This is a genomic window from Bacillus clarus, assembly GCF_000746925.1.
Lineage (GTDB): Bacteria > Bacillota > Bacilli > Bacillales > Bacillaceae_G > Bacillus_A > Bacillus_A clarus.
The window spans coordinates 4,027,233-4,041,289 of sequence record NZ_JMQC01000008.1 but is presented as its reverse complement, the minus strand read 5'-3'; the positions used below and the strand labels follow the sequence as shown (position 1 = coordinate 4,041,289).

Sequence of the window (14,057 nt, the reverse complement as noted above, 5' to 3'; positions counted from 1 at the left end):
GATTATCCCATTCCTACATTGAATATATTACATGGAAATATTATTCGTTTTTCACAGTAAATATATAATTGGTATGAAAAAACAACTGTGTTGAACTTCAAGTTTTGTACTGTAAAGCCATTTAAACACAGCTATTTTTCATCGTAAAGAAGTATTTTCATTTCCTTTATTTTCAAGGCTTATTGTCCTTATTCCACAATAAAATAACATAGGCTTACTCAGTCTAAATAACCGTAATCGCACATATAAAACCTCACTTATTCGTAAGATAATAAACTATACTAATATAATTTATTGTCCGATATGCAATTATGCATAGCGCTGAATCTTTATGTGTATCACACTCGTTCTCACTAAAATTTGACTGCCGTATATAATTATTTTCATCCCCCTCATTATTGCGTGTATTACATTTTTATTAATAGCCCTAGAGCATTTTAGAAAATATCTATCATACTAAAAAAGGTAGCTTTACCTGCGTAAAGCTACCTAAAAAGTCTATTAATCTTTATTTCTTCAAATGATAAGGTACAGTCGTAATGACAACATTTCTTCGATAAAGTAAATACGCACGAATCAGTAAGCTAGACTGATTATGAAGAATATTATGCCATCCCTTCTTTGGAATAAACTGTGGTATAACTACCGTAACTCGGTAATTCGACTCACTCGCTTTATATTGCACTGTGTCAATAAACTTCGTGAGTGGTTGGATAATACTTCTATAATGAGAATGCAATGTAACAAGCCTTACTTCAGGCTGCCATATCTTCCATTTCTCTTCGAATTTCTTTTCATCTTCTCTTTCAAATGCAACGTAAACCGCGATAATTTGATCTGGCGAAAGAGACTTTGCATAGTTCAAAGAATTCTCTACTACATGAGTCATTCCGGCTACAGGAACGATAATTACATTCCCTTCGATCGGGATAATTGATTCACAAGTTTTAAGACTTAATTGATCTCCTACTGCATCATAGTGCTTTTTAATTCTATGAAACACAAAAATGATAACTGGTAAGAAAATGAGTACCGTCCAAACTTGTGCAAACTTAGTTAAAAAGAACATACTCATAACGATAAAACTTATAATTGCGCCAGTTAAATTAATCGTTAATTTCAAAATCCATCCTTGCGGCTTTTCACGAATCCACTTTACTACCATCCCTGTTTGAGATAACGTAAACGGAATGAATACACCTACTGCATAAAGCGGAATAAGATGCTCTGTTTGGCCTTGGAAAGCGATAATTAATAAAATTGAGGCAATTCCAAGTATAATAATACCGTTTGAATACCCTAATCGATCTCCTCTAACCGTAAACATTCTCGGTATAAACTTATCTTTCGCGAGATTAACTGCTAATAAAGGAAATGCTGAATAGCCAGTGTTAGCAGCAAGAATTAATATTAAAGCTGTTGTTCCTTGAATAAAGAAGTACATAAAATTCCGTCCAAATGTTTGCTCAGCAATCTGTGAAACGACCGTCACTTCTTTACTAGGAGCAATTCCATAATAATAAGCTAAATAAACAATTCCTGAAAATAAAACTGCAAGTAAAGTTCCCATCGCAAGCAATGTTTTCGCCGCATTGTTAGGTGCGGGATCTTTAAAGTTTGGAATCGCATTAGAAATCGCTTCAACACCCGTTAAAGCAGAGCTACCTGATGCAAATGCTCTTAATAGTAAAAACAGACTAATACCTGCAACTGGTGTTCCAATTGGAGTATGCAATTCTGGTGAAACTTGACCAGTTACAATATTATATATTCCTACTCCAATTAATATAAATAATGCTAAAACGAATAAATAAACTGGGTATGCTAAAACGGAAGCTGACTCTGTTACGCCTCTTAAGTTTAAGATTGTAATAAATAATACAAATACAATCGCAATGATTACATTATGCTCATGTAAGCTAGGAAAAGCAGATGTAATCGCATCTGTACCTGCCGATACACTTACTGCAACTGTTAAAATATAATCTACTAATAAAGACCCTCCGGCGATTAAACCTGGATTAATCCCTAAATTTTCTTTCGATACAACATATGCTCCTCCGCCATGAGGATACGCAAAAATAATTTGTCGATAAGATAAAATAAGAGCTGTTAATAACACTAATACTCCAACTGCAATCGGAATGGAATACCAAAATGCTACAGCGCCAATTGTAGTTAGAGCGATTAAAATTTGCTCTGGGCCATAGGCGACCGAAGATAATGCGTCCGAAGATAATATCGCTAACGCTTTTGTTTTATTTAGCTTTTGCTCTCCTAATTCGGTTGATTTTAACGGCCTTCCAATTAAAAATTTTTTTAAAGATGAAACCACTGCTGTCCACTCTCCAATAATTTTGTACGAACAATTCTCTGCTAGTTAAAGCTAATAAACTTTTCTCAGAAAACAAAAATGTCTACAAGCCATCACAAATAGACTTGTAGACATCAATTTTTTTGTCGCACAAGCTCCACCTTCCTTCTCAATATAACGCTTACGAGGTTAGCTGTCGGATTCGGGCCTCTGAGTAGCCCTACCTTTTTCAAGGATTCACCCCTTGGATTATGTACTAATCCATAAAACGGGTCCCCCGTACCATGCGGTTTCAGCGAATTAGAAATTTGAAACTGTGGATTATAATACTCCTTTATTTTAAAAAAGTAAATACGTTTTTTCATAAAATGACTTAAATTTTGAAAAACGACAAGAATTATGATGATTATGTATGAATGCCTCATAAGTAAACATAATGAATATTATTAAATCACTGAGGAGGACTCTTATGTTGAAAGAAAACAAACCCCTTTTATCAGATTCTTATTTAGATGAGCTCACAAAAGAAATTAATCAACTATATGGAAATTTTGAAAAAGAACGAGAGATTACAAAAGAAAATAAAAGAGATAAATAATTAGTTTGAGTGTACGTACAATAATTAACAAGTAAAAAAAGTCTGTTTTCGAAGAAACTGAAATAAAACAGACTTTTTCACTCTCAAAACTTATAAATTTATTGCATATAAATTACTACAAGCATCCATATTGCTAAAGCAGAAATGATTGCGAGTACTATACGAGTAGATAATACACGCACTTCAAAATCCGTATTTTTTGAAGGTTCAGGATATACAATAATATAGATTCCCTTTAAAAGCGACAGCCATCCAATAAGTGTAACAAACCCTCGCCAATTAAACTCCCATATATTATGCAAAATGACAGTACTTAACCCTAAAAAAATTGATAAAAATCCATACATAATTCCAGATCCTCTTTCTTCCACCACTAGTCTTTTCAACTCACGTAATACAGATGGACGCACAAAAAGAATGCCTGATACAATTAATATGACCCAACCCCAAAACAATCCTAAAAAAGTGCTTATGTCCATAATCCCCCTCCTTTCCATCACATTTATATTTAAAGGAACCCCTCTTTTAGAACTTTCTCACTTCTTTATATATGTGAAAAAATTTAAAATCTCACCAGAAATTCGTATTTAAAATAACTAACTCACACTACAAATATATTCCAATTTCAAACTACATTTTCTCCACTCTTTACTCATTGGTATATAAAACGCTGTATATTGGAATAAAAAAAAGGATAGAAAAACAATTACACTTTTTCTATCCTTCACTTATTTCATACTAAAAAACTATACTGGTTCTTTACGTAAAGACATTTCTTGATATACTTTTACATTTTGATATACTACTTCTAATAACGGTGCCTCTATATCCAATTGTTTTGCTAATTTTAATACATAACCTTGTAAATGTTCACCTTCAATAAAAGAATTCTTCTCCATATCACGCTGCATAGATGACTTCATATCATATGAAATTTTATCAATTGTCTTCATATGCTCATCAACGATATTTTCATGAATCGGAGCTCCAAATGCCCTCATAATCTGTGCAGATTCTTCAAATAAGCTTCGGATAAAATCACGTCCCCCGTCACTTTCACGAATCGGCCCTATCGGCGCCCGCATTAATGTCGTCACACCTGACATTACTGTAATAAACAAATATTTGTGCCACATATCCCTTAAAATATTTTCACTTAAAACAAAACTTGCTTTCGTACCTATTAATGTATTAGAGATCCGTTGTATTCTGTCTGTATCTCGATGTTTCATTTCTCCAAATACAAGTCGATCAGCAGCACTAGTTTGTACAACATCTCCTTCACTGTTTAAGGTCGTCTCAATGAAACATAAACCTCCAATAACTTTCTCCTCACCAAACTCCTGTTGTAAAAGTGATAAATGAGCGATACCATTCAATAGTGGGATGATTACTGTATGATCACCTACAAATGGTCTCAAATCTTTTATTGCTTCATTTAGATGATATGCTTTTGTTGAGAATAAAATTAAATCAAATGGAGAAATTGAGTCCTCCTTCGTTATTAATTTCGGTTGAAATGAAAAGTCTCCGTTGACACTTCGGATAACGAGACCTTTTTCCTCTAGTTTTTGTTTTCGTCTACTGCGAACGAGAAAAGTAACATCTTCCCCCTTTTCTACTAAACGTCCACCAAAATATCCTCCAACGCCTCCAGCTCCTAATACTAAAATGCGCATATTACACTCCCCCTCTGCAACACAATTATACTACTTTTAGTATACATAACATTATACATGTCCCCTAATAAATCAACAGAATCTTCACTTTAAATCAAACAAAATACCGTGGTTATATTTAAACGAATTTGGGTATGTTGTTTCTATAGCTTATTGTGAAAGGAAACCATAATGTAACGAAAAAAGACAGCCTTTTATTATTAATTTTAACTCTTTATTCTGTAGTAGGCCCAATGTTTGGCATCACCTTGATTGACCTTTTAAGAGACACAGATTCGAAACAAATTTCTTCTCTCCTTGAATATGAATACTTCGCTCTATTATTAGCTAGTAGTGGAATAATCATCTCCCTTATCTTAGGTGTTCACAGTTTATATCAATGGGCATACAACGGCACAATCGAAAAGCATGAGTGAAACAAACTGTATTGTCTGCTGTAAAAGAAAAAAACAAGACGGATTAAATACAAAAACGGATTGTATCATTCACGATACAATCCGTTTTCTATTCAGTCATAGTATTATGCTAATTCCGCTTGCTTTTCTGCTTCGATTTTTTCTAATGCAGCAGCTACTTGCTCTTCTGTTAATTCGTGTTCCTTTACATAACGATTACGTGGGTGTACACGACATTCGTGAGAACATGCACGTAAATATTTCGCTTCATTTTCTTCAGAACATAAAATTTGCTTGTTACATTCTGGATTTGCACAATTTACATAGCGCTCACAAGGTTCATTTGTAAAGTGATCTTTACCAACGATAACATGTTCTTTTTGGTTTACTGGAACAGCGATACGCTCATCGAATACGTAGCATTGTCCATCCCAAAGTTCACCTTGTACTTCTGGATCTTTTCCGTAAGTTACAATTCCGCCGTGAAGCTGACTTACATCTTCATACCCTTCACGAACTAACCAACCAGAAAACTTCTCACAGCGAATACCACCTGTGCAATATGTTAAAATCTTTTTACCTTCAAGGATTTCTTTGTTTTCATCAATCCAATCTGGTAATTCACGGAATGATTTAATGTCAGGTTTAATCGCACCTTTAAAGTGTCCTAAATCAAATTCATAATCATTTCTCGCATCGATAATAACTGTATTTTCTTGTTGCATTGCCTCATAGAACTCTTTTGGATCTAAGTATTTCCCTGTTGTTTCTTTCGGATTGATATCATCATTCAAGCGAAGTGTAACAAGCTCTGCACGAGGGCGTACGTGCATTTTTTTGAATGCATGCTCATCTGCTTCATCTACTTTAAATACGATTCCAGTAAAACGTGGATCATTATTCATTGCTTCCATGTATTTTTCCGTTTGTTCAACAGTACCTGAAGCAGTTCCGTTAATTCCTTCTTCTGCTACAAGAATTCTTCCTTTTAACTCAAGTGAATTACAAAACTCTAAATGCTGAGCAGCGAATTCTTCTGGGTTTTCAATTGTAGTGTACATGTAATAAAGTAACACTCGGTATGGTTTTGTCGTTGCCAATGTATTTCTACCACCTATCTTAATTTTAAAATCGTGTATAAGTTAACGATCATTTCGGAACATATAATAATAAGAAAATGTATACAAATCAGCATCAAATCTATTTTCTTCTATTTACAATATTTTTCCACAAGTTAACAGAAATAAAAACAAGATTACATAACAAAACACTGTGGTTATGTTGTAATCCCAATATATTATATAACATACAATTTCGTTTCCAGCAATTATTATGGGCTTCATGTTCACATGAATTTCAAAAATAACTCTTTAATTTACTATCTTTCCCTTCATTCACTAACCATAAACTCCCAAAATATTTTTGCATTGCAACACCATTCATTGCACACAGTCATATAATTTGTATAAAGGAAACATTTATGTTCAAATGAAATTATCACATAATACATCTAAATGTATTGAAATAACTAATAAGAATAAATACAATAGTCTCATCAAGCTAAGAAACTAAAGGGGAAAGCTACTATGAATAAAGATATAACAAAAGATGAACAAGTCCCTTCTCAAAGTACAACGGTCCAATCCGCCCATCAAGCTTTAAATGGCGAAACAAAAGGTTTTAAAAGACTGTTACCCTTTTTAGGACCTGCCTTTATCGCTTCCGTTGCTTATATTGATCCTGGGAACTTCGCTACAAATATTGCTGCAGGATCACAATATGGATATTTATTACTTTGGGTTATACTCGCTTCTAATTTAATGGCTGTATTAATCCAAACTTTATCAGCTAAATTAGGAATTGCTACCGGAAAAAATCTTCCTGAAGTAGCTCGTGAACATTTTCCAAAACCGGTTTCCATCGGGTTATGGATACAAGGTGAACTCGTTATTATGGCCACCGATTTAGCCGAATTTATCGGTGCTGCTTTAGGACTATACTTACTATTCGGTATTCCAATGTTACCAGCCGCTTTAATTACAGCAGCCGGATCATTCATTATTTTAGAATTTCAGCGCAGAGGATTTCGTCCATTAGAAGCTATCATTACAGGCATGATTTTTATCGTAGTTATAGCATTTGGTATACAAGTCTTCTATGCGAAACCAGAGTTAAGTCCTCTTCTTTCAGGACTATTTATCCCGAAATTCCAAGGTGTAGACAGTATTTTACTAGCTGCTGGTATTTTAGGCGCAACCGTAATGCCACATGCAATCTATTTACATTCTGCCTTAATACAGCGCCGTGTAGTTGGAACAACTGATGAACAAAAGAAAAAGATTTTTCGTTTTGAATTCATCGATATTATTATCGCAATGGTTATTGCCGGGGCAATTAATGCAAGTATGTTAATTGTCGCTGCTGCCTTATTCTTTAAAAACGGATTACACGTTGAAGATTTAGACGTTGCTTTTAATCAATTTAGTAACTTAGTCGGTCCTATATCAGCCATTTTATTCGGCGTTGGTCTTTTATCAGCTGGTTTATCTAGCTCTTCTGTTGGGACAATGTCAGGAGACATTATTATGCAAGGATTCATTCAAATGCATATTCCTTTATACTTACGACGATTTATAACAATGATTCCACCTCTTGTTATTATCGCTTTAGGTGTAAACCCAACGTACGCCCTCGTTATGAGCCAAGTCGTATTATCATTCGGTATCGCTTTTGCATTAGTACCACTTATTATGTTTACAAGTAATAAAAAGATTATGGGTACACTAGTCAATCATCGTATTACAAGCACAATTGCTTGGTTAATCGCTGCACTCGTTATCGCTTTAAATATTTTCTTACTGTATCAAACATTTACTGGTTAATGACAAAGAGGCTATTCCACGGAATAACCTCTTTTTGCACCAGAACCGTTTATCGCATCCAAAAAGAAATCAAGAAAGGTGTCTACTCTTTTCTTGATTTCTTTTTCTTTTCATATGCAATTTATCATTTAAAAACTGTGCAAATTATTTTCTAAAATTACAGTTTGAGGGTGTAGAGGCTCGTAGTTATGTTAATCGTGGAATAAAAAGCGCAGGACGGCCCCCACAGGCAAGGGCAAAAACCAAGTGTTTTAGGTAGAGGTTCTAATGTCGGAAAAAGAAGAATAGAAATATAGCATACATACAGTAAAGGAATGCAGTATAGATCAGTCTAAAAACATTCCTTTACTATTTATAGGTTATGTTTGTAATTTTCAGGGAAATCTTTACAAAAGTTAACATTTCATTTAAGATTTTTTGTTTTTTTGCTTTTTTTGCTTTATAGAAAAAGGTAAGAGATAGTATTATACCTATTACAAATAAAATAATATTAGTTGAGGATATCTCTTTATGTTTCCAATATTCAAGAAAAATTAACAAACCGTATCTAATTACAAATAAAAAACTGAAGCAAGTTGAAATAATTAAATATAATAAAGTTCTATTCATATTTACTTAAACCTAAAGTTGAAACTAAGAAACCCTCCATACCACTTAAAAGATTAGCGGGAAATTTCATTAAAAACACTCCTATCATTTTATTAAATTATTTAGTTATTACCACCCAACAGCTGCTGCTGTTCCTGCAACAGCAAAAATCCCCCTTAGAGTAACAACGATAGGAGCTAAAAACGGCCAAGCTGCGACTACGACAGCAGCTCCAGATCCTGCAAGTACACTGATTATTAAAGTTGCTAGACCTTCACTAATCCCCATTTGTCCTACTAAAAATCCTAATGCATGTTGTAACGTGTCAGTATAATTTGATAATTCCAATTCTGAACTCCCCTTCCAAAAAAAGAATATTCTGTAATTAAATTGTATATTATACGTTATATTGTGGAAAATTAATTGTGCAGATGTTGATATATATATAAGTTAAATGTGTTAGTATTTTATTTGTTTTCAGTTAAAATATTGAGTAACTTTAACATTTTCTAATTTTGACATATCTGTTTCTGAAGGCATTTTTTCTTGGACAACAACAATTGTTGATTCTTCATCTGTTACTACGGATATTTTATCTATGTCATTTGTTATAAGGAGCTTTATAAGTTTTATTGTTGTACTAATCGTCACATCTGCAATTAAGTTTTTATTTCTTTCTATCAAAAAATAAAAACTCTATACAATACGTAATTTTTGTGAAAATCTATAATCTGTTTTTTATATTATTTATTTTTAAACTTGTAGATTACGGAAATGTTGAATTGAATTGAATCAAATTAGATTATATAATATCAAATTTAAAGGATTTTTTACCTAGTTAACTATTATGAGGGTTCTTATATTTGTAATTTCTTTTGTTATTAAAATAATATAAAAATAATTATATTTTAAAAGTTTATCTCCATATCTTCATTCTCAAAGTACATTTGAATCTCTTTTGTACTTCATGACATAGTTGCTCTTTTTACTCCTAGTAAGGAGGGGCTCGGAGTACTTTTTTCGTTTTTTCATTAACACATAAGCGCCGAATAGAAATAGCAACAAGTTTTTTTCTATACCTCACATAATCACCCCCTATGTTTTTTATTGGAAGAGTGTCTTCAAATAAACAATAACTGAAAATATTGAAACATCAAACAAAAATATATTGACAAATATGTGAAATATCCGAAGACTTTGTAGGAATGACTGATAAAGTACATCCACCTCAACTTAAGAGATTTTAATACCTTCAAATACAAAAAAACGTTATCCTTTCTAGGGGTATGATGCCTCCTAATTATACACACACTTAACAAACTCCTCTATTTTTCGACAAATAAAAAGGGAGCTGTCACTATAGTAATCAAGCTATCGTTGAGACAGTCTCCTCTTTTTTACATTTTAAACCTTTCAATCAACATTTGTAACTCTTCAGCCATTTGTGATAATGTACTGGCAGCTGAACTAACCCCTTCCATAGAAGCTAATTGTTCTTCAACTGATGCCGCAACATTTTGTGTGCTCACCGCATTACTCTGCGCTGTTATTGCAATTTCATTAATGGATATAGAAACGTCATTTGCTCTTTTAGACATTCCATTTGCAGTTTGTACCATCATTTGAATTTGTTCTTCTATCTCATTTGTAGCGTGCATTATTTTCGAAAAATTCTGTTTTGCATCACATTTCCCATTAACCTTACTATGAATCCTATATCTACTTCCACCTCTAGTTTCTGTTCACTTTGAAAAGAAAAGCTCATATTTGCATCCTCTAATTGTGGTAAAAAATCAATCATAATTTTCTCTATTAACGCTTTAACACCTATTACAACTTTTATGTAGCTGAACTTCTTTATAATTTATATAACAATATTCTAGTAAATCATCCACTTAGTTCTTTAACTCATTGCTTTTTCGTCTTAATACACATATGTAGTGTTCACACTCCTCTACATTGGAATGCAACTTATTTTCTAGTAGGTCAGCATAACCTATTAAGGACGTTAAAAGAGTTCGTAAATCGTGAGAAATATTACTAATCATTTCACCTTTCATTTCTTGTAATTTTTTTCATTTTCAATAGACTCTTTTAAACGGTTTACCATTCTATTAATATTCGCTGCTAATTCACCAATCTCATCATTTTTTACAACAGGTATATGGACTCCTAAATTGCCACTACTTATCTTTTTCACACTATTATTAATCTCTTCTAACCTTTTCATCATCGTTTTTGACAGTAATGCAAAGAATATAGAAGTTAAAAGAAAAAAGATTATAAAATAAATAAATGAATATTTCCCCTCAAGTTCAGTCACATCACTATATATACTTCCAACCATAGTTTGAAATACTATAATACATACAGTAGCTAACAAAATGCTACATATGAATACGAGAAAGAATTTAGCTCTAATCCCTTGTAATGATTTAATCTTCAATTTTATATCTGACTCCCCAAACGTTTTGTATAAACTTTTCTTCTTTTGGATTCTCTTCTATTTTATTTCTTAATCTTGCAATATGAACCATTACCGCATTATTGCTTTCATGTGCTCTTTTCTTCCAAACACTTTCATATATTTCTTCTATCGTAAAAATACGATTCCGGCCAGTTTCCATTAGATGTAAGATATCATATTCGGTTTTCGTAAGACTAATCGGTTGCCCATATCGCATCACTTTTCTCGCCACTTCATCTATTTCTAAACCTCTAATGTTTATTTTCTTTTCAATTACTTGGTCAGTATTTTGATTGAAATATGTATACCTTCTTAATTGCGCTTTCACTCTTGCAATAAATTCAATTGTACTAAACGGCTTACGATATAATCATCTGCTCCTGTGCTTAATCCAATCACTTTATCTATATCAGAAGACTTTGCACTTAAAAACATAATCGGAATACTATGTTTCTCTCTTATCCTTCTACACAATTCAATCCCATTCATTTAAGGCATCATAATATCCAGGATAGCCAATTGAACTTCGTTTTTATTCACTATATCAAGTGCTGTATCCCCGTGGTAAGCTCTGAAAACTTTAAATCCTTCTTGCTCTAAATTATGCTTAATAAGTTGAACAATATCGCGATCATCGTCTACTATTAAAATTGATTGTTGTCCTATATCCAAACCTCCTTTTGAAATATATTCCATAAAATAACACAATCTCATATTTTTAAATTTCACTATTTTCAGATCTCGTTATACAATAGTGAATGTATTCTAGCTTAATATGAAGAGGAATGACCACATGTTTCCTGTATTAAAAACTGATCGACTCATTTTAAGAGAACTTAATGAGGGAGACGCGCCAAGCATATTACATTGCTTTTCTCATACAGATGTATTACGTTATTACGGCCAAAACCCCTTACAAAGTATAGATCAAGTAAAACAAATCATGAAAAACTTCGCTGAAAGTTACAATGCAAAAAGTGGGATAAAATGGGGAATCGAGTTAAAAGGTAAGAAAGGGATTATTGGCACAATTGGTTTTCACGATTGGTCTTCTGAACATAAACGAGCTAACATAAGTTATGCACTTTTCCCTGAACAATGGGGAAATGGCTATGCGACTGAAGCAATTTCTGAAGTTCTATCATACGGTTTTCATACTCTTCATTTAAAACGTATCGGGGCCATTGTGTTTCTTGAAAACGAAGCATCAAATAAGTTGCTATTAAAACTAGGATTTGAAAAAGAAGGAGTTCTAAAAAATTATATGTATCAAAATGGCATCCCCCATGACACTAACGTCTATGCCTTAACAACAACGGTTTAGCTAGAAATACATACTATTTTGACTAAATATATAAAGGTGGAGTACTTTTTATAAAGCACTCCACCTTTTCCTTTTATTTCTCAGCTATAAAAGCATTCTTATACGTATACACACCACCAAATTGGTGCTTTTCAATCCCTTTGACATAATCCTTTTGTATATATGCTGAGCCAGTATGATAAATTGGCGCTACTGCAGCATCTTCTAATACTACACGCTCTGCCTCTTGCAGCACTTCCCATCTTTTCTTTTGATCTAGTACAATATCATATTTTGCTTTCTTTATAAGTTCATCGTAATGAGAATTAGAATATTGCATTCTGTTGTTTAGATTCTCCGTCGTAAATACCTCTAAATAACTAATCGGGTCTTTATAATCCGGTCCCCAAACTACTATCGAAATATCGTATTCTCCAGTTTGCTCTAATTGTAGTTTTTGTTTAAATGGTTGTTGCTTAATCTCTATCGTTAGTCCTTGCAAATGCTTTTCTAGATCGCATTTTATATATTCTGCCATACGTTTTGCATTATCTTGTTCAAACGTTAGAAACTCAATTGTAATTTGTTCCGCACCAAGTTCTTTTTTAGCTTCTTCCCATATCTTTTTCGCTTTTTGTAAATCGTATGAAGCAATATCGCCATTTTCTTTTCTGAAATCTTTTCCGGTCACTTCATTTTTATAACCTGTCGGTATGAGTCCACTCGCAGGCTTTGCTCCATTATTTATAAAATGGGCTACAAAATCCTCTTTGTTTAACGCTAATGAAATAGATTGACGAACTTTCTTATTTGCTAGTGTAGCATTTTTTTCATTAAAACGAAGCATCGATATAGCGGGATCACTCGACATATGTAATTCTTTCTTACCTTTATATTTATCTACAAATTGCGAATTAATAGATACACGGTCAAGATTACCAGATTCATATAAATTTACAGCTGTCATCGTATCTTTTACAATATGAAAGTTTATTTCGTCTAATCTCACTTTCTTTTTATCCCAATACGTATCGTTTTTCTTTAATTGAAATTCTTGTTCATGCTTCCACTTTTCTAACACAAATGGTCCATTGTATATAAGATTATTAGGCTCGAGTCCGTAACGATTTCCTTGCTCTTTCACAAATGATTCATGTTGTGGCAAATAAATAGGCAAAGCCAGCAATTGTAAAAAATATGGAATCGGCTGTTCTAACTCTACTTCTAACTTATAATCATCTACCGCCTTTACTCCAAGATGACTAACATCCATCCGACCTTCATTTATTTCCTTAGCATTTTTCACAGAAAATAACATGTATGCATATTGAGACGCTATTTCAGGACTTACAGCTCGTCTCCAAGCGAAAATAAAATCACGAGCTGTTACTGCATCTCCATTTGACCACTTTGCAGCTTTACGCAAATGAAATGTATATTTTTTTCCATCCTTACTTCTTTCAAATGACTCCGCCACACCAGGGACAGGACTATCTTGATCACCTAACACATATAACCCTTCAAATATGTTTTGCATAACATGTGCTGATGTACCATCCATTGTTTTTGCAGTATCCAGAGAAGGAATTTCTTCTGAAACTGTTACGTTTAACACTTGTTTTTGAGCCTCTCCATTACTTTTATTTGCTTTACTATTACAAGCTGATAAAAGCAAAGATACAACAAATAGCATTACCATTAAATGGCTCTTTCTCTGCTTCATGAATTGTTCTCCTTACATTCAAATAATATTGTAAAACGTTATATATTATAGCAGAAATGTTAATATAAAGTCGCGACATTCTGTTGAATATTTATTCGCGTCATAAAA

10 protein-coding genes, 4 pseudogenes and 1 riboswitch are annotated in these 14,057 nt (G+C 33.0%); of the genes and pseudogenes, 4 read left to right on the top strand and 10 right to left on the bottom strand.

What is annotated here, in order from left to right; all coding sequences use genetic code 11:
• Positions 1-508 precede the first annotated feature (508 nt).
• Complete coding sequence (locus tag DJ93_RS21635; protein WP_042983151.1) at positions 509-2,335, bottom strand: APC family permease; 1,827 nt, start codon at positions 2,333-2,335, stop codon at positions 509-511.
• A gap of 142 nt (positions 2,336-2,477) precedes the next feature.
• Positions 2,478-2,622, bottom strand: a riboswitch (cyclic di-AMP (ydaO/yuaA leader).
• A gap of 161 nt (positions 2,623-2,783) precedes the next feature.
• On the opposite strand from DJ93_RS21635, the gene DJ93_RS34435 reads away from it, so the two are divergent.
• Complete coding sequence (locus DJ93_RS34435; RefSeq protein WP_042983150.1) at positions 2,784-2,912, top strand: hypothetical protein; 129 nt, start codon at positions 2,784-2,786, stop codon at positions 2,910-2,912.
• Between the two features lie 98 nt (positions 2,913-3,010).
• Here the strand turns inward: DJ93_RS34435 and DJ93_RS21625 are convergent, their stop codons facing one another.
• Both DJ93_RS21625 and panE read right to left on the bottom strand, forming a co-directional pair.
• Positions 3,011-3,391 carry a hypothetical protein gene (locus tag DJ93_RS21625; protein WP_042983149.1) on the bottom strand — a complete coding sequence of 127 codons (381 nt, stop codon included), beginning with the start codon at positions 3,389-3,391 and terminating at the stop codon, positions 3,011-3,013.
• A gap of 267 nt (positions 3,392-3,658) precedes the next feature.
• Positions 3,659-4,591, bottom strand: coding sequence for a 2-dehydropantoate 2-reductase (panE, locus tag DJ93_RS21620; RefSeq protein ID WP_042983148.1), 933 nt, complete (start codon positions 4,589-4,591; stop codon positions 3,659-3,661).
• A gap of 152 nt (positions 4,592-4,743) precedes the next feature.
• On the opposite strand from panE, the pseudogene DJ93_RS32340 reads away from it, so the two are divergent.
• Positions 4,744-5,003: pseudogene (locus DJ93_RS32340) on the top strand (hypothetical protein); the annotation flags it as partial.
• A 108-nt stretch (positions 5,004-5,111) separates the two neighbouring features.
• On the opposite strand, the gene trhO reads toward DJ93_RS32340, so the two are convergent.
• Positions 5,112-6,086 carry an oxygen-dependent tRNA uridine(34) hydroxylase TrhO gene (trhO, locus tag DJ93_RS21615; RefSeq protein ID WP_042983147.1) on the bottom strand — a complete coding sequence of 325 codons (975 nt, stop codon included), beginning with the start codon at positions 6,084-6,086 and terminating at the stop codon, positions 5,112-5,114.
• A gap of 486 nt (positions 6,087-6,572) precedes the next feature.
• On the opposite strand from trhO, the gene DJ93_RS21610 reads away from it, so the two are divergent.
• Positions 6,573-7,868 (top strand): Nramp family divalent metal transporter, encoded by a 1,296-nt coding sequence (locus tag DJ93_RS21610; protein WP_042983146.1) that lies wholly within the window; start codon positions 6,573-6,575, stop codon positions 7,866-7,868.
• A gap of 717 nt (positions 7,869-8,585) precedes the next feature.
• On the opposite strand, the gene DJ93_RS21600 is transcribed toward DJ93_RS21610, so the two are convergent.
• The 5 genes and pseudogenes from DJ93_RS21600 to DJ93_RS21580 form a co-directional block, all read right to left on the bottom strand.
• The gene (locus DJ93_RS21600) at positions 8,586-8,804 is read right to left on the bottom strand and encodes a hypothetical protein (protein ID WP_042983145.1); all 219 of its coding nucleotides are present in this window, start codon (positions 8,802-8,804) and stop codon (positions 8,586-8,588) included.
• 129 nt (positions 8,805-8,933) lie between these two features.
• Positions 8,934-9,140: a hypothetical protein gene (locus tag DJ93_RS21595; protein WP_042983144.1), complete on the bottom strand. Its 207-nt coding sequence runs from the start codon at positions 9,138-9,140 to the stop codon at positions 8,934-8,936.
• 713 nt (positions 9,141-9,853) lie between these two features.
• A pseudogene (locus DJ93_RS21590) lies at positions 9,854-10,141 on the bottom strand (chemotaxis protein); the annotation flags it as partial.
• Positions 10,126-10,902: pseudogene (locus tag DJ93_RS21585) on the bottom strand (HAMP domain-containing sensor histidine kinase); the annotation flags it as partial. The pseudogenes DJ93_RS21590 and DJ93_RS21585, both read right to left, overlap by 16 nt.
• A pseudogene (locus tag DJ93_RS21580) lies at positions 10,892-11,589 on the bottom strand (response regulator transcription factor). The pseudogenes DJ93_RS21585 and DJ93_RS21580, both read right to left, overlap by 11 nt.
• Before the next feature lie 127 nt (positions 11,590-11,716).
• Here DJ93_RS21580 and DJ93_RS21575 point away from each other — a divergent pair.
• Positions 11,717-12,247, top strand: coding sequence for a GNAT family N-acetyltransferase (locus DJ93_RS21575; protein WP_042983141.1), 531 nt, complete (start codon positions 11,717-11,719; stop codon positions 12,245-12,247).
• 73 nt (positions 12,248-12,320) lie between these two features.
• Here the strand turns inward: DJ93_RS21575 and DJ93_RS21570 are convergent, their stop codons facing one another.
• Positions 12,321-13,949, bottom strand: coding sequence for a peptide ABC transporter substrate-binding protein (locus tag DJ93_RS21570; RefSeq protein WP_042983140.1), 1,629 nt, complete (start codon positions 13,947-13,949; stop codon positions 12,321-12,323).
• Positions 13,950-14,057: the final 108 nt, after the last annotated feature.